General features: G+C 37.3%; 10 protein-coding genes. All 10 read right to left on the bottom strand.

Translation table 11 applies throughout. From position 1 onward, the window contains the following. Positions 1-24: 24 nt before the first annotated feature. On the bottom strand, positions 25-10,488 hold the full coding sequence (locus tag N4T20_RS07965) for a gliding motility-associated C-terminal domain-containing protein (protein WP_313771886.1): 10,464 nt from the start codon (positions 10,486-10,488) through the stop codon (positions 25-27). Positions 10,489-10,998: 510 nt separating this feature from the next. Further along, positions 10,999-11,922, bottom strand: a complete 924-nt coding sequence (gene queG, locus N4T20_RS07960) for a tRNA epoxyqueuosine(34) reductase QueG (protein WP_260672512.1) — start codon at positions 11,920-11,922, stop codon at positions 10,999-11,001. After that, positions 11,922-13,268 (bottom strand): cytochrome P450, encoded by a 1,347-nt coding sequence (locus tag N4T20_RS07955; protein WP_260672511.1) that lies wholly within the window; start codon positions 13,266-13,268, stop codon positions 11,922-11,924. Before N4T20_RS07955 ends, queG begins: the two co-directional genes overlap by 1 nt. 11 nt (positions 13,269-13,279) lie before the next feature. Beyond that, positions 13,280-14,302, bottom strand: a complete 1,023-nt coding sequence (gene ruvB, locus N4T20_RS07950; protein ID WP_260672510.1) for a Holliday junction branch migration DNA helicase RuvB — start codon at positions 14,300-14,302, stop codon at positions 13,280-13,282. Between the two features lie 106 nt (positions 14,303-14,408). Next, entirely contained in the window at positions 14,409-16,211 is a 1,803-nt protein-coding gene (locus N4T20_RS07945) for a cbb3-type cytochrome c oxidase subunit I (protein WP_260672509.1), read from the bottom strand. Between the two features lie 30 nt (positions 16,212-16,241). After that, positions 16,242-17,432, bottom strand: coding sequence for a cytochrome c oxidase subunit II (locus tag N4T20_RS07940; protein ID WP_260672508.1), 1,191 nt, complete (start codon positions 17,430-17,432; stop codon positions 16,242-16,244). Between the two features lie 19 nt (positions 17,433-17,451). Then, the gene (locus N4T20_RS07935; RefSeq protein WP_260672507.1) at positions 17,452-18,846 is read right to left on the bottom strand and encodes a quinol:cytochrome C oxidoreductase; all 1,395 of its coding nucleotides are present in this window, start codon (positions 18,844-18,846) and stop codon (positions 17,452-17,454) included. 27 nt (positions 18,847-18,873) lie between these two features. Beyond that, positions 18,874-19,419 (bottom strand): c-type cytochrome, encoded by a 546-nt coding sequence (locus N4T20_RS07930; RefSeq protein WP_111379237.1) that lies wholly within the window; start codon positions 19,417-19,419, stop codon positions 18,874-18,876. Positions 19,420-19,427: 8 nt separating this feature from the next. Then, positions 19,428-19,952 carry a DUF3341 domain-containing protein gene (locus N4T20_RS07925; RefSeq protein WP_008466841.1) on the bottom strand — a complete coding sequence of 175 codons (525 nt, stop codon included), beginning with the start codon at positions 19,950-19,952 and terminating at the stop codon, positions 19,428-19,430. Continuing rightward, complete coding sequence (nrfD, locus tag N4T20_RS07920; RefSeq protein WP_008466839.1) at positions 19,945-21,348, bottom strand: NrfD/PsrC family molybdoenzyme membrane anchor subunit; 1,404 nt, start codon at positions 21,346-21,348, stop codon at positions 19,945-19,947. The genes N4T20_RS07925 and nrfD overlap by 8 nt, the downstream gene beginning before the upstream one ends. Positions 21,349-21,381 lie beyond the last annotated feature (33 nt).

Raw genomic sequence — 21,381 nt, 5'->3', positions numbered from 1 at the left:
CTTGAACTAAGCCGCAGTCTATTTTTATTTATTAAGGTATAAGTATCCAGATTCTTGGTGAGACTGCTGAGCGTTGTCTTTGTATTTCAAGATATAGTAGTAAGTTCCAACCGGAAGACCATCTGCTTGCTTGATTGTAGAACGTCCGTTAGAATATCCAATAAAAACCCGATCATTATTGTTATACTGATCAATATTGAAAACTAAAACTCCCCAACGGTTATAAATTTCAACTGTATTATCTGGGTAACATTCTATTCCTCTTATATAAAATCTTGCATTCTTATTGTCTCCATTTGGAGAGAAAGCATTCATTACTTTGATAGAACAGCCGTTTAAGTCTAAGACTGTTGGATTGTCTCCGCTATTGCTTGCATCGTCTGACTGATCTTCGACTACAACCCCTCTTGCACTGCTTCCTTTTACAGTTGCCTGATTGCTCACACTGCCTCGGTTAATATCTTCTTGAGTGATTTTGTAAACTGCCGTGAAATTCGTTTCGTTAGATTCATTTACACCCAAATTAATTGCCTGTCCTGAGACTACAACTCCTGGCAATGGATCATTTATTGTGATTCCAGCAAGAGGCACATTCCCTGTATTGGTTACTGTAAATTTGTATGTAATGGTTTCTCCTGCATTTGCAAAACCGCTCTTATTTTCGTCATTGAAAACTGCTGTTTTGATAACTGAAATAACTGGCACTTCAACAAAAACATTTAATACTGCTATTGAACAGTTTGTTCCATTCGCTTTTTCGCAAACCTGATAAGTTAACGGATAATTTCCTCCTGGTGTGTTTGGCTTAACGCTTACTGTTCCGTCTGCATTCCATTCAAAATATGGGCTTTCTGTTAAAGGTTTAACCACAACATCTGCCGGATTTATTGGCTGTCCGTTTATCAAATCATTATCTAAAACATTTACAAATTCTAATGAACCATTAACTCCGTCGACGCTAACATCATTGTCGTTGTTTAGTGTGATTTTGTTTTCAGTTGGCACAATTGGATCTACAACATTGTTAACCGTAATCTTAATTACCGCCTGACTGCAATTTGATGTATTTGCAGCTTCACAAATCTGATATGTCAATTCGTAAACTCCATCTGCAGTATTTGCTGCAATGTTGATTGAACCGTCTGCATTCAACGTAATATTTGGATGAACAACTGGAACCGATAAAATAACATCTGAAGCCTTCAATTTTGCTCCATTTAATAAGTCATTTTCAAAAATATTAATCGCAGCATTTGCTCCTTTTTTCACATTTATAGGTCCTGCTTCGTCGTTATTGGCTTTTATGTTAAATGTTGGACGCGCATTACAATCTGGCGTCGCAGGCGGATAAGCAACAGCAACAGTAACGGTTGGATTTAATGAAAACTCCATTTTTACTCCATTTCTGGTAGCCTCAAATCCGTCCGCCCCTTCTGACCATATTCCGTTATTTAAAATCCATCCTGGCCAATCTGTTCCATTTTGTTTAGTGTCGATTTCTGCTCCAGGCCATAAAATATTGCCGCTTAATGGCAGATTAACCTGTGTTGCCACAACATTATTATTGCTATCAATCCATTTAACTGTCAATAGATTGTTTGTTGTAAAATTATCTGGCGTAACCGTATAGTTTACATAAGGAACGTTGTTTGAACAATAACTGTTTGCTATTACTGTCATTTTTGGTTCTGTTACCGTAACTTTTACAGCATTTGAACTGCAATTATCTGGATTTAATTTTTCACAGATTGTGTATGTCAATTCATAATCTCCTGCAGGAGCATTAGGTGCTAGCACAACATTTCCGTCTACGTCTACAGTCAAATATCCTTTTGGATCTGCTTGGGTCACTTTAAGATCTACATCTGATGGCACTAATTTATTTCCGTTTTTAGTATCATTTTCAAAAACGTTGATCACTTTTTGCGGAATGTTTACTCCAACTACTGATGGCACAAGATCTTCATTCGCCACAAGGTTTCCTGCTGTTACTGGCACAGTCACAATTACTGAATCGCAGTTTGTTGGATTCGTATTTTCGCAGATTTTATATTCTACATTATAATTTCCTTTTGGCGTATTTGGCGCAACAGTAATCGTATGGTCTGCATTTAGCGTAAGTCCCGATGGAAGGGTTCCGATAATTTCAAACTTAACTTCTCCCGCTGCTGTTCCAACTGTTATTGAACTTCCGTTTAATTTGTCATTTGCTGCCAATGAAATTGTTGTGCCTCCGATGTTTCCGTTTATCGAAGCGATCACATCTTCAACTGCATCGATTATTGGCGTTCCGACTGTTACTTTCACTTTATTTGAACTGCAGTTGTCCGGATTTAATTTCTCGCAGATTTCATAAGTCAGCTCATAATCTCCCGCTGGCGGATTTGCTCCCAGAACAATGTTTCCATTTGCATCAAGAGTCAAATATCCTTTTAGATCTGCCGCTGTCGTTTTCAGCGTTACATCTGAAGGATTTAACGGCTGCGAGTTTTTTGTGTCATTATCAAAAACGTTTTTGCCTAATGTCTGAGGGATATTCGATCCTAAAACTGAAGGTACGACATCTTCATTCGCCACAAGATTTCCTCCTGTTACTGGCACAGTCACAATTACTGAATCGCAGTTTGTTGGATTCGTATTTTCGCAGATTTTATATTCTACATTATAATTTCCTTTTGGCGTATTTGGCGCAACAGTAATTGTATGGTCTGCATTTAGCGTAAGTCCTGATGGAAGAGTTCCGATGATTTCAAACTTAACTTCTCCCGCTGCTGTTCCAACTGTTATTGGACTTCCGTTTAATTTGTCATTTGCTGCCAATGAAATTGTTGTGCCTCCAATATTTCCATTTATAGAAGCGATCACATCTTCAACTGCATCGATTATTGGCGTGCCAACTGTTACTTTCACTTTATTTGAACTGCAGTTGTCAGGATTTAATTTCTCGCAGATTTCATAAGTCAGCTCATAATCTCCCGCTGGCGGATTTGCTCCCAGAACAATGTTTCCATTTGCATCAAGAGTCAAATATCCTTTTGGATCTGCCGCTGTAGTTTTCAGCGTTACATCTGAAGGATTTAACGGCTGCGAGTTTTTTGTGTCATTGTCAAAAACGTTTTTGCCTAATGTCTGAGGAACATTCGATCCTAAAACTGAAGGTATGACATCTTCGTTTGCCACAAGGTTTCCTGCTGTTACTGGCACAGTCACAATTACTGAATCGCAGTTTGTTGGAACTGCTCCGACCTCGCAAATTATATATTCTACACTATAATTTCCTTTTGGAGTTCCTTGAGCTACTGTAATAGTTCCAGATGGATTTAATGTTAGTCCAGATGGTAAAGTGCCGACAATATTTATCGTCACTTCTCCTGAATTAGTTCCAATTGTTACTTTATCACCATTTAGCGTATCATTTTCTACTAATGATATTGTTGTTCCTCCAATATTTCCGTTTACTGGAGTAATAATATCTTCTACTGCCTCTATTGCGTTTACAACTTTAACCTCTGCTGTTGCTGTTTTGCAGTTCGCAGGATTTGCATTTTTCTCGCAGATTACGTAGGCAATACTATATGTTCCGCTTGGCGTGTTGGCTGCGAGAGTAACATCTCCGTTTGCATCAACGCTCAATGGGCCTGATGAATTTGCGGTAACAACTGTATTTCCAGAAGTAACAAATGCTCCGTCTAAAGTATCGTTGCTTTTTACATTTCCGATAATCGTCGCTGACGTTCCTGAAGATTTTGTTCCAAAATTATCATTAACGGCAATTAAATCATTCACTATTTTAATTGTTACAGTCGCCGAATTACAATTTCCGCTATTAGCAATTTCACAAATTGAATAATCAAAAGTATAAGTGCCAGTTGGTGTATTTGGCTTAACTGAAACTGCACCATCTGCATTGTTGAAATTTAATACTGAAGGTAAAGAACCAGTTAATGCTACATCAATATCGCTTATGTTTACTTTATTGCAATTTAAAATATCATTATCAAAAATATTAGCAATAACAGTTCCTCCAAGGGCTCCATTAGATGAAGATATTGTATCATCATTTGCTTCAATAGACCCGATTACTTTAACCGTTTGGGTACAAGTCTCTGTATTTCCGCCAGCATCTGTGGCTGTCCAAGTAACTGTTGTATTTCCGATTGAAAAACTTGACGGCGCATCATTTGTTACCGTTACAGTTCCTGTACAGTTATCCGATACTGTCGGCGCCCCTAAAGCAACTCCTGTCGCTGAACATGAATTTGCATCAGCTGAAACCACAACTAATGAAGGGCAATTAATTGAAGGTTTTTGGGTGTCTTTAACGATTACCGTTTGGACAGCGGTTTCGGTATTTCCGTTGCCGTCATTAAAAGTCCAGTTGATAGTATACGTTCCCTGAGCGTTATAAGTCAAAGGATCTGTTGTTGTTCCAGTCACCGTTCCCGCGCAGTTGTCTGTAGTTGTTGGAGCTGTTACCGTTGCAGAGCATTCTCCTGTAACATCAGCCAATACTGGTTTTACAGGCTTTTGGGTGTCTTTTATAATTACTTTTTGAGTCGCTGTTTCCGTATTTCCGTTGCCGTCATTAAAAGTCCAGTTGATGGTATATGTTCCCTGAGCGTTATACGCCAAAGGATCTGTCGTTGTTCCAGTCACCGTTCCTGCGCAATTGTCTGTTGTTGTTGGAGCTGTTGCCGTTGCAGAACATTCTCCCGTAACATCAGCCAATACTGGTTTTGCAGGCTTTTGGTTGTCTTTTATAATTACTTTTTGAGTCGCTGTTTCCGTATTTCCGTTGCCGTCATTAAAAGTCCAGTTGATGGTATATGTTCCCTGAGCGTTATACGCCAAAGGATCTGTCGTTGTTCCAGTCACCGTTCCTGCGCAATTGTCTGTTGTTGTTGGAGCTGTTGCCGTTGCAGAACATTCTCCCGTAACATCAGCCAATACTGGTTTTGCAGGCTTTTGGTTGTCTTTTATAATTACTTTTTGAGTCGCTGTTTCCGTATTTCCGTTGCCGTCATTAAAAGTCCAATTGATGGTATATGTTCCCTGAGCGTTATAAGTCAAAGGATCTGCCGTCGTTCCAGTCACCGTTCCTGCGCAGCTGTCTGTTGTTGTTGGACGCGTAACTGTTGCAGAGCATTCTCCCGTAATGTCTGTTAATGTTGGTTTTACAGGCTTTTGGGTGTCTTTAACGATTACCTTCTGAACTGCGGTTTCGGTATTTCCGTTGCCGTCATTAAAAGTCCAGTTGATAGTATACGTTCCTTGCGCTGAATAAGTCAAAGGATCTGTCGTTGTTCCAGTCACCGTTCCTGTACAGCTGTCTGTTGTTGTTGGAGCTGTTACCGTTGCAGAGCATTCTCCCATAACATCCGCTAATACTGGTTTTGCAGGCTTTTGGTTATCTTTTATAATTACTTTTTGAGTCGCTGTTTCCGTATTTCCGTTGCCGTCATTAAAAGTCCAGTTGATAGTATACGTTCCTTGCGCTGAATAAGTCAAAGGATCTGTCGTTGTTCCAGTCACCGTTCCTGTACAGCTGTCTGTTGTTGTTGGAGCTGTTACCGTTGCAGAGCATTCTCCCATAACATCCGCTAATACTGGTTTTGCAGGCTTTTGGTTATCTTTTATAATTACTTTTTGAGTCGCTGTTTCCGTATTTCCGTTGCCGTCATTAAAAGTCCAGTTGATAGTATACGTTCCTTGCGCTGAATAAGTCAAAGGATCTGTCGTTGTTCCAGTCACCGTTCCTGTACAGCTGTCTGTTGTTGTTGGAGCTGTTACCGTTGCAGAGCATTCTCCCATAACATCCGCTAATACTGGTTTTGCAGGCTTTTGGGTATCTTTTATAATTACTTTTTGAGTCGCTGTTTCCGTATTTCCGTTGCCGTCATTAAAAGTCCAGTTGATGGTATATGTTCCCTGAGCGTTATAAGTCAAAGGATCTGACGTTGTTCCAGTTACAGTTCCAGCACAGTTGTCTGTAGTTGTTGGAGCTGTTACCGTTGCAGAGCATTCTCCCGTAATGTCTGTTAATGTTGGTTTTACAGGCTTTTCTGTATCACTAACTTTAACTGTTGAAACAGCCGATGTTTGCTCGCAGCTTGTTGCTGTATTTCTCACTTTCACTTTATAATCTCCATCAGAATTTACAACTAATGAAGAAGAAGTTTGTCCAGAAATTACAACATTATTTTTATACCAAACATAAGTTGGTGAACTTGCATTTGAAACCGCTGTCAATGTTGTGGTTAAACATGCTGTTAAATTTCCAGTTATAGTCGCCGTAGGCAATGCGTTTACAGTTACGGTATGGGTAGTAGTGGCAGGTCCGTTACATCCCGCAGCACTTGCTGTGATTGTAGTTGTTCCTGACCAGCCTGCCGCATATGTAACCACTCCCGTAGTCGCATTGATAGTGTTACCACCTGCGATACTTGCAGCATCGAGACTATAAGTAATACTTGTTGAATTACTTGCTGTCGTAGTTCTTGTATCGGTTCCTGCCCCTTGGCAACGAGATGATGTTGCCGGAGAGAATGGCGAAATCGTCACATTAGGTGTTAAGGCAACAGTTCCTTGAATTGTTGCTTCTGTACAAGGTGCAGTATGGCCAACCGTTGTAATTGTATAAGTGCCTGCAGCTGTTGGGTTTCCTGAAATTGTAACTGTTTTTGCATTAGTATCAACCGCAGCAGATAATCCTGCAGGCAAGTTAGATACTGTCGCATTTGTAGCACTGCCTCCAAAAGTATACACTGCACTAGGAACTGGTGCTCCAGAACAAACCGTTGGATTTCGAGTACCACTTGTAAATACAATGCTAGAAGGTGTATTTATAACTGCCGCAACAGCAATTCTAGATGTTGAAGTACAGCCTGCAGCTGTTACTGCACCCACATAGTAAGTTGTAGTCGCTGATAAAGTTGGAGTGTTAAAAGTTGCTCCTGTTCCTAATACTGTCGAAGTCGTAGGATCTGCATACCAATTAATAGTGGCTCCAGTTGATGCAGTTGCTTTTAATTGTAATGATCCTGCACCACAATTTGAAGCTTCTGTTGTCGAATTTATTGTTGGTATTGTATTTATAGTTGCTTTAACTTCTGTTCTTGTTGGAGTTGTACAGCTATTGTCTGTTGCTTCAACATAATAAGAAGTTGTTGTAGACAAACTTGGTGTTGTAAAACTCTCTCCTGTCCCTAATGATAATCCTCCTGTTGGTGCAGCAAACCAATTGATAGTTCCTGCTGATGCTTCAGCCCCCAAAGTTACTTCTCCAGTACCGCATCTTGAGGCAGGAGAACTTCCTGTTATTGTTGGTTTTGCATTAATAACAAAATTTACAGCAGCTCTACAGTTTGAATTACCTGGACAGGCTGCATAGTAAGTTTTTGTTCCTGCTGTAGCAGTGTTTGTCAATCCTGATCCTGCAACTCCTACTGGATTAAATGAAGAACCAGTATAAATCGATGAACCTCCAGTAGATGTGGTATACCATTCAATTCCTCCTATTGTATAATTTACAGTAATCTGCATATAATCTACATAGGCAGTAATGTCATTATTTGTTGTTCTACTAATACTTGCAGATAAAGCAATTCCAAAATTTGCATTATTAATATCTGTAGGAGTCCAAGTCGTATTCCATAAATCTGATGATCCACCATAATTAGCTGCAGAAGTAGAACTTGTTGACCAATTAGATGCTGTGATACTTTTATTTTCACCAATAACATTTCCTGCTTTGATCAGACTTACAATATTATCTTTAACATTCACATTAGAGCTGGCAGTACTACTGTAACGACCAATTGTAACTTGAATTCCAGTAATTGCAGCATTTGCAGGAATATTAAAATCAAAATCTGTTCCTTGAAGATATCTTGTCACAACAGTAGTATTTCCTCCACTGTTAACAGTTGCAGATGCGTAGCTTGAATCATTAGAAGTTACTCTCGAAGGATTAGACCAAGAAAGTGATCCAGTATTGTTTACACTATTACCTGCTCTTGCAATTTTTGCTCCTGAGCTATTAGATGTTCCACAAGGAGAAGAAGCTGTCAATGACCCAGTTCCATCTTGACAAATAGCTACACCTGTAGCTGTTGGCGCTCCTGCAACAGAATTGACAACAATTCCAGCATTAGGTGCAGAAGTACACCCTTGTGCGTTTGTTGTAGTTACAGAATAAGTTCCCGGTACCAATCCAGAAAAGGTACCATTTGTATTAGTTATCGGTGCAGATACAGGATTTGTTCCTGTTAATGTATAGCTTATTCCTGAACCATTTGCTGGTGTATTAACCGTTATAGTTCCCGTTGGAGATGCACAAGTAGTTTGCGTTACAGTTACTGTCGGAGCTGCAGGCAAAGCTAAAATTGAAATATCATCAACCGCGGTACTAGTTCCATTAAAATTTACACCTGGAACATTTGATTGTCCAGTTCCTTCGTAGGTTTTATTTGCAGTGCCATAAGCATTTGTAAATGCAGTTATTCTTCTAGTAGAATTGGCAGTTGTACGTGTTGGATCAAGATATAAAGCTTGTGCATTTGAACTATAAGTTCCCGTTGCCATAGAAGCTGCCACTTTTCCAACTAAAGTTATCGTTACAACTCCGTTTTGTGCAATATTAAATCCTCCAAAAACAGGATTATTAGCCGTAGCAGTTGCCGAATTGGCTAAAGTTCCTGCTGGTCCCGAAGCTCCTGTAGAATAGGCTGCAGTAGCCGAATCAAATTCGATGCCTGTTGGGAAACTAAAATCCAACATCACTCCAGCTGCATTTCCTGCTCCCGTATTTTTTATTTCGATTTCATAAGAAACTTTTTCATCGATCGAATTACAAACCGCAGTAGTCGATAATGTCTTTACTTTTGTTTCAAGAACTGGAAAACAGTTTGCATTAACCTGCAAATTTGGCGGCACGTCTGCTACTGTAAAAGTCGATACATAACCAGCTGTTCCTGCTATGGCTCCATGAGTAATTCCGTTTCCGGCATTAGATTTACCAGCCGCTCCACCAAGTACACTAGTTGTAATGGTTACTGTACTTGAAACATTATGGCAGATAATTCCACCACCTCCACCACCACCTGGTCCGTGTTCGTTATTATTATCATTTTCAGTATTTCCTCCTGCTCCTCCATTAGCTTGAATTTGAATGTTGGCAGTACTATTATTAGAAACATTCAACAAAACTGTCCCTCCAGCTCCTCCACCTCCAGCACCATCAGGTGAGTTAGCATAAGTTCCTGGCGCTCCTTTTCCTCCATTAGCATAAATAGTTCCGCTTCCTAAAACATTTCCAGCATTAATAAGAATAATTGCTCCCCCAACGCCTCCTTTTACACCTGTAGAAGCGTCATTGGCGTCACCGGCACCTCCGCCTCCCCCCATAATAAGTCTAGGGAATGTTGTAGTCGTGACAAAAGATTTTGATCCTGGCCTCCCTGCTCCTGTAAGATTATTAGAAAAGAGATCTCCTCCTCCTCCTTGCCAGCCAGCTCCTCCAAGACCACCAAATCCACCATTACCACCGCCACCGCCACCAGTGTTGTGGTCATTACCACCTCCTCCTGCATTGGCAGGAGCACCTCTTCCAGAAGAGCCTCCCGGCATCCCTTCCACTGTATTGGCTACCTGATTAAAGCCATCCCACATATATTTAGGCGTGCCAGCTATTCCCTCTCCTTTTCCAGAAATAGTACTTTTTGAAGAGTCATCAACATAAGTTTTAGAATCGTTAACACCCGAATTTGCTTTTGGACTATATCCTCCTCTAAATCCTCTTGCACTACCATCAATACTAAAACCATTAAAGTTGAATGTTCCAGAAACATTAAAAGCAATAATACCACCGGCAACTCCATTAAAAGGTGGTGTAGTAATATTGGCTGTAAGGGTTAAATTAGAGTATTGTGGCACTCGAACCACTTGAAAAGTTCTCTTTCCTCTCGAGGCAGTTGGATCTGCATTATAAAAACTATTTAAGACACCTCCATTAGTGCCAGTGCCTTTAAATGTTAAATTCCCTCCTGTCAGGGGCACGCTGTTTGTTGCAATTACATACTCAAAAATTCCACTATTCCCCAAAGATGTAAATCCTGTGCCTCCTAAGTTATCTGGACCGCTATTAGATGTTCCAGAACCATAACTAGTTGTATTTGTATAATTTATCGTTGCATCCTGCATTTGAATAATTAAAATTAAGTCTCCAGCTGAAATTGGAGTTGTACCAAAATTATTCGAATATTGATCTGTTGCAGGTACCCCTGCCAACAGAATAGATTGAGCTCCTGCATTTAAAGTAATATTTCCTGAAATTGGAAAGTACGTATTTACAGAACTTGACACTGCAACAGGGCCATCAACACCAGGAGTTCCGCATACTTGTGCGAATGAAGCTATTGGTAATGTGGCAAATAAGATAAAAAGAATTAGCCTAGAAAATCTAGACTTGCAAAAAGTAGAGTTACGCATAGACAGCTTGGGTTTGTGGAACAGAAATTTCGTATGCCGAAAAACAGATGATTGTTTTTTGCATATTGATGAGATACGAGAAAAAATATAAAATGGATTTAAAAAAACTTAGAACAGTTTTTTTAAGACTTACATATAAAAAAGGCATTATGTAGACCATTGTCATATAGTAAAATAAAAGACTTTAAAAGTCTCCTTGGTTTTAAATTAAGTAGATTTGGAAAGTGCGAAAGTATATCGAGGAATGAAATCAATCCTCATTATTTCGACAAAATGCAGATAAACTCGTCAAACAGCAGTTTTTAACAAATGTTTATCGCTTTAAAATTTAAAAAATGTAAACATTTGATAATGAAGCAACCCAATTTTCTTAAATAATTGCCATAATTTTAAATTCTTACAGAATTTATTGACAAATAAGTAATATAACGTAGGAATTAAAAAGTGCAAAAAAACAAGAATAAAAAACACAAAGCACTGAATATCAATAAAATAAATAAAAAATATCTTTTATTGCAGAAACTTGATATTACGCTTTAAGCCGTCAAACTTTGTTCTTTTGATAGGTGAATTTTTAAAAACTGTTCGAAAAGTTTCCTCCGTAATCTCTAACCAGTCTTTTTTGCTAAAAGAAAGCAAATCTGGATTTGGATTAAACAATGGTTCTGAGTGAGGTTTTGAAAATCGATTCCATGGACAAACATCTTGGCAAGTATCGCAGCCAAACATCCATTCATCAAACTTCCCTTTCATTTCTTCTGGAAGATTTTCTTTCAATTCGATGGTGTAATAAGAGATGCATTTGCTTCCATCAACAATGTAGGGAGCTACAATTGCCTGCGTGGGACAGGCATCAATACAGGCAGTACAAGAGCCACAATGATCTGTGACAGCATGATCATATTCTAATTCTAAATCAATAATGAGTTCGGCTATAAAGTAAAAAGAGCCAACTTTTTGGGTAAGCAAATTACTGTTTTTTCCAATCCAGCCTAAACCGCTTTTGGCCGCCCAAGCTTTATCTAAAACTGGCGCAGAATCGACAAAAGCACGTCCTGAAACGTCCCCGATGTTTTCTTGAATAGAATGAAGAAGCTCTTTCAATTTATCTTTTATTACAAAATGATAATCTTGTCCGTAAGCATATTTAGAGATCTTAAAACTTTCATTGTTTTGAAATGAATCCGGATAGTAATTAAGCAAAAGAGATACGACACTTTTACCATCATCAACTAATAAAGTCGGATCTAAACGTTTGTCAAAATGGTTTTCCATATAGGCCATTTGACCATTGCGGTTATTTTTTAACCAATTTTCAAGTCGAGGCGCTTCTTGCTCCAAAAAACCTGCTTTTGATATGCCACAAGAAAGAAAACCAAGTCTTTTGGCTTCTTCTTTTATAAATTTCGAATATTTTTCTTTAGAATTAATCATTATCTATCAGAAAAAACAACTTCAATACCAATAGGTTTTAAGGTTATCAACGGATTAAAATTGACAGTATTTCCTACTGAAACAACTTTATATTTTTTAATAATGTAAGAAATAGCCAAGCACATTTCATACATAGCAAAACCGGCTCCTATGCACATTCTTGGTCCAGCCCCAAAGGGATAAAAATATTGCATAGAATGTTTTTTCTGTTCTCCTAAAAAACGGTCTGGATCGAATTTGTCAGGATTATTCCAATATTTAGGATTTCGATGCAATTCATAAAAAGAAACGCCTATAAGAGTACCTTTCTTTATGCTAAATTTTCCTAAAACATCATCTTCGACGTTTTGTCGATCAGTAATCCAAGCAGGAGGATACAAACGCATAGACTCATTCAAAACCGCATTTATATAAGTCATTTTTTGCAATTGTTCTACTGCATCAGCACTTTCCGATTCAACCTTAAGAATTTCTTCAAATACTTTTTGTTGAATGTCCAAATGACTTCCAAGCAGTTGCAATGTAAAAGTCAGAGCATTAGCCGTTGTTTCATGTCCAGCAATAAAAAGAATTTTAATTTCATCTATTAACTGCTCAACAGACATTCCTTCCCCAGTATCTTCATAACGAGTTTCCAAAAGCATATTAAGCAAATCATTCACTTCATTTTTTGAGGCAACTCGTTCTTCAATAATACTTCGAATGATTGCGTTATTTTCTTCTGCCAATAAAAGGTGTTTTTTTACCTGTCCGCTAACAGAGAACCACCATCCTTTGTGCGGCAATCTAATTTCCTTAATTAGAAAATTCTGAACTGCCTCAATAATATATTTAATCCGATCTAATTTTTCTTCTGCAATAGAAAACTGAAATAATGATTTTGCAACAACATTAAAAGCAACTTCACTCATTACAGGAAAAAGAGCAATTGTTTTATCTTTTACTAGTACATCCAACTCTGAAATAACTGTAAGCCTCATATTTTCAACCAGCTGATTCATTTTTTGCTTATGAAAAGCAGGCTGAATAAGTCTTCGTTGTTTTAACCAAAATTCTCCATCAACAGTTAAAAGACCTTTGCCTAAATATTTAGAAAGGTAAACAGACTGGAATTTGGACTTATAATAATTCTTCTGATTTTTCTGTAGTATATATTGCGCCACTTCATTATCCCTCGACAAAATAATGTGTCTTGATTTTCCAATTCTTATAGAAAATGAATCTCCAAAACGTTCAAAATATTTTTCATGATAAGGTATCGGGTTTCTACGAACTCCTTCTGCATCAATAAAAAACCTTAAAATAGATAACTTAGGCGGATAATTATATTTTTTACTTATAGACATTTCTATCAGTATTAAAACAATTCACCTTGAGTATTTGTATTTACTTTTCCAAGATGTTTATAAGCTTTATCCGTAACTTCTCTACCTCGAGGTGTCCTCATAATAAACCCTTCTTGAATTAAAAAAGGTTCATATACTTCTTCGATGGTTTCACTGCTTTCACTAACTGCAGTTGCCAAAGTTGAAAGACCGACTGGGCCTCCTTTGAATTTATTGATGATGGTTAACAATATTTTATTATCCATTTCATCCAAACCATGAGCATCAACATTTAGAGCTTTTAAGGCATATCTTGAAATTTCAATATCAATTCTTCCGTTACCTTTAATTTGGGCAAAATCACGAACTCGTCTCAATAAAGCATTTGCGATACGAGGAGTACCACGGCTTCTTCCAGCAATTTCTATCGCCGCTTCTAAATCGATAGGCATTTTTAATATAGAAGCACTTCTTTCAACAATAGTCGTTAAAAGTTCAGTGGTGTAATATTGTAATCGAGAAGATATACCGAAACGGGCACGCATAGGAGCAGTCAGCAATCCTGATCGAGTTGTCGCCCCAATTAAAGTAAAAGGATTTAAATTAATTTGAACCGTTCTTGCATTTGGTCCCGATTCAATCATAATATCAATCTTGAAATCCTCCATTGCTGAGTACAAATACTCTTCAACAACAGGACTTAATCGGTGAATTTCATCTATAAACAAAACGTCTCTTTCGTCTAAGTTAGTCAGCAAACCAGCCAAATCACCTGGCTTATCCAAAACAGGTCCAGAAGTAATCTTAATGCCGACCTGCAACTCATTGGCTAAGATATTTGCCAAAGTAGTTTTTCCTAGACCTGGAGGCCCATGAAAAAGAGCATGATCAAGCGCTTCTCCACGTTGATTTGCGGCAGCAACAAAGACTTTCAAATTTTCCAAAACTTGATCTTGTCCTGCGAAATCATCAAATGACAGCGGACGCAATCTTTTCTCAAGATCTAACTCTTCTGAGTTATATCCTTTGGTAGTAGGATCTAGATTTTCATTCATCCCACAAAGATATATAAACTAATCAGTTTCTAAAATAGTTAAAACTGAACGATTAAAACTTTAACTAAACAAAAAGGCTGTCATTACTGACAGCCTTTGATTATTTCTAGTGGTGTAAAACTTCTTCACCTTCTTTCATTGGTACATTTTGAGGAACAAAATCTACATCGTAATTAGGGTTACTGTAGTCATACGGCCAACGATATACGTGAGGAATTTCTCCTGGCCAGTTTCCGTGAATATGCTCAACTGGTGTAGTCCACTCTAAAGTTGTAGATTTCCATGGGTTTTGAACTGCTTTCTTACCGTAGAAAATACTGCTAAAGAAGTTGTATAAGAATACTAATTGGAACGCACCTCCTACAAGAGCAAATGTTGTAATTAAAACATTCACATTTTGTAAATCATCAAATAATGGGAAGTTTGTATTAGTATAGTAACGTCTTGGCAAACCAGCTAATCCAATAAAGTGCATTGGGAAGAAAACTCCGTAAGCACAAACTGCAGTTACCCAGAAGTGGATATAACCTAAGTTTTTGTTTAACATTCTTCCGTACATTTTAGGGAACCAGTGGTAAATACCAGCAAACATTCCGTAAAGTGCAGAGATACCCATTACTAAGTGAAAGTGAGCAATTACGAAGTAAGTATCGTGAACGTTAATATCTAATGTACTATCTCCTAAAATGATTCCTGTTAAACCTCCAGTGATGAAAGTAGAAACCATTCCGATAGAAAATAACATCGCTGGGTTGAATTGTAAATTACCTTTCCATAAAGTTGTAATCCAGTTAAATGCTTTTACAGCAGATGGAATTGCAATCAATAAAGTTGTGAAAGTAAATACAGATCCTAAGAAAGGATTCATACCAGAAATAAACATATGGTGACCCCAAACGATAGTTGATAAGAATGCAATTGCAAGAACTGACATAATCATCGCTCTATAACCGAAAATTGGTTTACGAGCATTTGTAGCCATAATTTCTGAAACAAGACCCATCGCTGGTAAGATTACGATGTAAACCTCAGGGTGACCTAAGAACCAGAATAAGTGCTCGAACAATACAGGAGAACCACCTTGGTAGTGTAAAACTTCTCCCGCAATATAAATATCAGATAAGAAGAATGAAGTACCAAAACTTCTATCGAAGATCAATAATAAAGCTGCAGATAATAAAACTGGAAATGAAATAACACCAATAATTGCTGTTACGAAAAATGTCCAGATTGTTAGCGGAAGTCTAGTCATAGACATCCCTTTAGTTCTTAAGTTAAGTACAGTAACAATGTAATTTAAAGATCCCATCAATGAAGACGCGATGAAAATAGCCATAGATACTAACCATAATGTCATACCTGTTCCAGATCCAGGAATTGCTTGTGGCAATGCACTTAATGGAGGGTAAATTGTCCATCCTGCAGAAGCTGGTCCAGCTTCAACAAATAAAGAACATAACATTACAACTGCTGATAAGAAAAACAACCAGTATGAAATCATATTCATAAATCCAGAAGCCATATCTCTTGCTCCAATTTGAAGCGGAATCAATAAGTTACTGAATGTTCCACTCAAACCTGCCGTCAGTACAAAGAATACCATGATGGTACCGTGAATTGTAACTAAAGCCAGATAAATATCATTTGCCATTACACCATCAGGTGCAAATTTATCTCCTAATAAAACATTAAATATTTTGAAAGACTCCTCTGGCCACGCTAATTGCATTCTGAAAAGCAAGGACATTGCAATCCCAATTACTCCCATAACAATACCAGTAATCAAGTATTGTTTAGCAATCATTTTGTGATCAATACTAAAAATATATTTAGTAATGAACGTGTCTTTATGATGATGTTCGTGCTCGTGATCGTGTCCGTGATCGTGACCGTGCGCTTCTGCTGACATATATTTGTACTTTAAATTTTCTTAATAATATTATTTCATCGCAACTTTAGCTACAGCTGCTTTTACAGTATCAACAGCCGCTTTAACAGTGTCAATAACTTTTGCAGTAGTGTCTGTAGTTGGTGCAGCTCCTTCAGCTGGTTTTTCAGCAGCAGCCGCTGCTTTAATATCCTGAGCTAAAGTAGTCTTCTCGCTTAACCATTTTTTATAATCCTCTGGAGAATCAACTACAACTTTCATTTGCATATTGTAGTGAGAAGCTCCACAAATTTTATTACATAATAATAAATAATCAAATGTGTAAGGATCTAAAGCTGTTCCTCCTTTTGCAACTAATTCAGCGCTTTTTTCAGCTCTAAGTTTGTTGATGTGTGCTACTTTTTCAACCATAAATGGCAATTCTCTATATTCTGCAGTAGTATAAGTTGGAACGAATGCAAATTCAGTAACCATACCTGGAACACAGTTCATTTGTGCTCTAAAGTGAGGGAAGTAAGCCGAGTGCAACACATCCTGAGAACGCATTTTGAAATGAACTTTTTTACCTTTAGGGATGTGTAATTCTGAAACTACAATATCATCTTGAGCATTAGGATCTGACATATCAACCCCTAATGTATTAACACCTTCAATTAAACGTACGTTAGCTTTACCTAAAACATTATCTTGTCCAGCATATCTAGCTGTCCATTTAAATTGCTGAGCATATAATTCGATTTCGATTACATCTTCATCTTTATCAACGAACATAATGTTATTCCAAGCATATAATCCATAAAGAATCAAACAAGCTAAAACAACAGACGGGATGATACTCCAGATTGCTTCTAGTTTATTACTATCAGCAAAGAACAAAGCTTTTCTATCTTTATTTCCTCTATTTTTAAAAGAAAACCAGTAAAGCAAACCTTGCGTTATAACTTGAACTGTAAAGATTAAAACCCAAGTAATATTCATTAAATTATCTACTAAACCACCGTGCTCAGAAGCAGGAGTATGAAGTACCAAATTACCCCATTTTAGCAAACCATAAATCGTAAATATATAAATGAAAGCTAAAAAGCCAAACATAATATATCCCTGAACGTTATTGTCATTATCTGATGCAACCTGAGAATCATCAGAAGAAGATCCTACCTGAGTAAGATCAAATATCTTCGTCAATTGCCATAATGCAACCGCTAATAAAACTAAAACTATAATTACCAACAAACTTGTCATCTGTTTACTTCTTTAAATATTAATAATGAAAATGTTTACTTTCTTCGATGAAAGGATTTCTTTTTGCAAGCAAAGGAGATTTAGTTAATGCAGTAAATACAACAAATATAAATAAACCTAAGAAGAAAAGAATCGATGCAATTTCAGGAACTCCAATAAACCATTTGTCTCCTACTGTACCAGGCATAATCATATTAAAGAAATCAACATAATGACCTAATAATATTACAATACCTGCCATTACAACAACCCAGTTAAGACGTTTGAAGTCAGTATTGATTAATATTAATAATGGGAAAACAAAGTTCATAACAACCGCTCCAAAGAAAGGAAGGTTATACAATTGAATTCTTGTTACAAAATAAGTTACCTCCTCTGGAATGTTAGCGTACCAAATCAACATGAATTGAGAGAACCATAAATAAGTCCAAAATACACTAATACCAAACATAAACTTAGCTAAATCATGGATATGGCTAGTATTTACATACTCTAAATATCCTTTTGATTTTAAATAAATCGTTACTAATGCAATAGTTGTAATACCGCTTACAAAGAAAGAAGCAAATACATACCAAGCAAATAATGTACTAAACCAGTGCGGATCAAAAGACATAATCCAATCCCAAGCCATGATAGACTCAGATACGATGAAGAATACTAAGAATCCAGCAGAAGCTTTGAAGTTCTTTTTGTAGTAAAGATCATCATTTGCCTCATCTTGTGCCAAACAGTTTTTTCTAGAAAAATGACGGTATAAATTCCATCCTAATAAGAAGATAGCTGCTCTTACAATCCAGAAAGGAAAGTTCAAATACCCAGATTTTCCAGCAATAATTGCATCATAATTAGCGTTTTTAGGATCTGTTACACCTTCACCTAGCCAAACGAAGATATGGTTAAAGTGTAATCCACATAAAACTAAGATGATAAAAAAGATAACAGAACCAGCTGGCAAATAAGCCGTTATACCTTGCATTACTCTAAACAAAACTGGAGACCAACCTGCTTGAGCAACTTGCTGAATAGCATAAAAAGCTAAAACCCCCATTGAAAGCAGTAAAAAGAAAATACAAGCTACATATACAGCAGACCAAGGCTTGTTCTGCAATTGGTGCAATACGTGCTCTAAATGTTTTTCGTGCTCATTTGCACCAGAAACTTCAGCGTGCGCAGCTCCTTTATGAGAGTCATGTGCAGCTTCAGCAGCCTCATGATGACCTGCTTCTTTGTGAGATGCCTCCGCTTTTTCTTCATGTGCAGCACCATGAGAACCATGTTCATCTGCAGCTAGTATTTTTTCAACTTCTTGAATATCTTTTGGTGCACTTAAAAAACCATACCCAATTCCTAATAAACCAACGGCCATTAAGATGATAGAAAAAGTTTTTAATTTACTTGAAAATGTATACATATCTATTACGATCAGTTTGTTCAACAATTATAATTGGCTTCTTAGTTTCAGAACATAGTCAGCAACTAACCAACGTTCGTGAGCACTTAATTGATTTGCATGTGAACCCATTGCATTTAAACCATAAGTCTCAACATGAAAAATACTTCCTTCAGTGATCTCTCTGTCTTTATAGCTAGGCACTCCAAGAAATTTCTCTCTTTCAACCAATTTACCTTTACCGTTACCAGTAGCACCATGGCAGCTGATACAGTAAATTTCGAAAAGTTCTTTCCCTTTACCAGAGTTTTTCTCTTCTTCTGTCAATGGTGATTTCAAATTAGCTTTTGCTAATTCATAACCAGCAGTTGAATTTTCATATTCATAAGGTTCAAAACCTCTATTGATAGTTCCTGCTACAGGAAGCTGTCCTTCTTTTCCTCCCTTAAATATTTTTGCTTCTGAATATGGCTCGTAAGCAACAGACTCATACATATTTGGGAAATACTGATAGTTCGGTGCCGAATTATTGTGGCAAGATGAAACTAAAATAGTTATACCAACTAAAAGTGTTATTTTATATATCCTTTTCATAGCTACAATTAATTCTTTTCTATTACTTTAACTTCAACAGCTCCAGTTCCTTCGAAGAAAGAAACCAATTCAGCTTCGTTATCATTTACAGCAACCTCCATTAAAAAGTGGTCATCAGTTGTTCTTACATCTGGGTTTTCAGCTTCTTTAAAAGGCCATAATCTACTTCTCATGTAGAAAGTAATTACCATTAAGTGAGCTGCAAAGAATACAGTCATCTCAAACATAATTGGCACAAAAGATGGCATATTTTGGATGAAACTAAAACTTGGTTTACCTCCAATATCCTGTGGCCAATCATGAATCATGATGTAACCCATCATAGTTGTTGCAACAGAGATACCAACACAACCATATAAAAAAGCACATATTGCTAATCTTGTTGGTGCTAATCCCATGGCTTTATCCAATCCGTGAACTGGGAATGGAGTAAAAACCTCTTCAATATGATGATGAGCAGCTCTAGTTTTCTTTACTGCATTCATCAAAACGTCATCGTCATTATAAATGGCGTATATAACTTTATTACTCATGATGTGAATCTTTACTGTTTGCTCTTTCTCTAATATAATTATCTCCTGTTCCTTTCAAAATTGTTTTAACCTCTGCCTGAGCAATTACAGGGAATGTTCTAGAGTATAATAAAAACAATACGAAGAAGAAACCAATTGTTCCAATGAAAATTCCAATATCAACGAATGTTGGTGAGAACATTGTCCAAGAAGATGGAAGGTAATCTCTATGTAAAGAAGTAACTATAATTACGAATCTTTCAAACCACATACCGATGTTTACTACAATCGAAATGATGAATGAGAACATGATACTTGTTCTTAATTTTTTGAACCACATGAACTGCGGAGAGAACACGTTACAAGTCATCATTGACCAATATGCCCACCAGTAAGGTCCAGTAGCTCTGTTTAAGAATGCATATTGCTCATACTCTACACCTGAATACCAAGCTACGAATAACTCAGTAATGTAAGCCACACCTACAATAGATCCAGTAATCATGATAATGATGTTCATTAACTCGATATGCTGTAATGTGATGTATGCTTCAAGGTTAGATACTTTTCTCATAACGATAAGCAATGTGTTTACCATCGCGAATCCAGAGAAAACCGCTCCAGCAACGAAGTACGGAGGGAAAATTGTTGTATGCCATCCAGGAATTACAGAAGTAGCAAAGTCCATAGATACAATTGTGTGTACAGAAAGTACAAGTGGAGTAGCTAAACCAGCTAATACCAAAGATACCTCTTCAAAACGTTGCCAATCTTTTGCTCTACCGCTCCATCCAAAACTTAAGATAGAATAAACTCTTTTGTTAAAAGGAGTAATTGCTCTATCACGAAGCATTGCAAAGTCAGGTAATAAACCAGTCCACCAGAAAACTAATGATACTGAAAGATACGTTGAAATCGCGAATACGTCCCAAAGTAAAGGTGAGTTAAAGTTTACCCATAAAGATCCGAATTGGTTTGGAATAGGTAATACCCAGTATGCTAACCATGGACGTCCCATGTGAATGATTGGGAAAAGACCTGCTTGAACTACAGAGAAAATAGTCATAGCTTCAGCAGAACGGTTGATGGCCATTCTCCAACGTTGACGGAAAAGTAATAATACCGCAGAAATTAATGTTCCAGCGTGACCAATACCAACCCACCAAACGAAGTTAGTAATATCCCAAGCCCAGCCAACTGTTTTATTTAATCCCCATGTTCCGATACCGGTAGATACGGTGTAAATTATACAACCTAACCCCCAAAGGAAGGCTATTAATGCGATTGAAAATACAATCCACCATTGCTTGTTTGCAGGCCCCTCAACAGGTGCTGCTACATCTACAGTTACATCGTGATAAGATTTATCACCAATAACTAAAGGTTTTCTAATGGGTGCTTCGTAGTGAGACGACATAATCCTTTATATTGTTTCTTAATTAATAATTTT

The sequence above is a fragment of the Flavobacterium sp. TR2 genome (genome assembly GCF_025252405.1).
Classification (GTDB): domain Bacteria; phylum Bacteroidota; class Bacteroidia; order Flavobacteriales; family Flavobacteriaceae; genus Flavobacterium.
This window is presented reverse-complemented; position numbering and strand designations above follow the sequence as displayed.

Bases quoted from the DNA above. Each gene is read 5' to 3' on its own strand.
- N4T20_RS07925 (WP_008466841.1), bottom strand. From the start codon at position 19,952: ATGAGTAATAAAGTTATATACGCCATTTATAATGACGATGACGTTTTG.
- N4T20_RS07945 (WP_260672509.1), bottom strand. From the start codon at position 16,211: ATGTCAGCAGAAGCGCACGGTCACGATCACGGACACGATCACGAGCAC.
- N4T20_RS07930 (WP_111379237.1), bottom strand. From the start codon at position 19,419: ATGAAAAGGATATATAAAATAACACTTTTAGTTGGTATAACTATTTTA.
- nrfD (WP_008466839.1), bottom strand. From the start codon at position 21,348: ATGTCGTCTCACTACGAAGCACCCATTAGAAAACCTTTAGTTATTGGT.
- N4T20_RS07955 (WP_260672511.1), bottom strand. From the start codon at position 13,268: ATGTCTATAAGTAAAAAATATAATTATCCGCCTAAGTTATCTATTTTA.
- N4T20_RS07935 (WP_260672507.1), bottom strand. From the start codon at position 18,846: ATGTATACATTTTCAAGTAAATTAAAAACTTTTTCTATCATCTTAATG.
- N4T20_RS07940 (WP_260672508.1), bottom strand. From the start codon at position 17,432: ATGACAAGTTTGTTGGTAATTATAGTTTTAGTTTTATTAGCGGTTGCA.
- N4T20_RS07965 (WP_313771886.1), bottom strand. From the start codon at position 10,488: ATGCGTAACTCTACTTTTTGCAAGTCTAGATTTTCTAGGCTAATTCTT.
- queG (WP_260672512.1), bottom strand. From the start codon at position 11,922: ATGATTAATTCTAAAGAAAAATATTCGAAATTTATAAAAGAAGAAGCC.
- ruvB (WP_260672510.1), bottom strand. From the start codon at position 14,302: ATGAATGAAAATCTAGATCCTACTACCAAAGGATATAACTCAGAAGAG.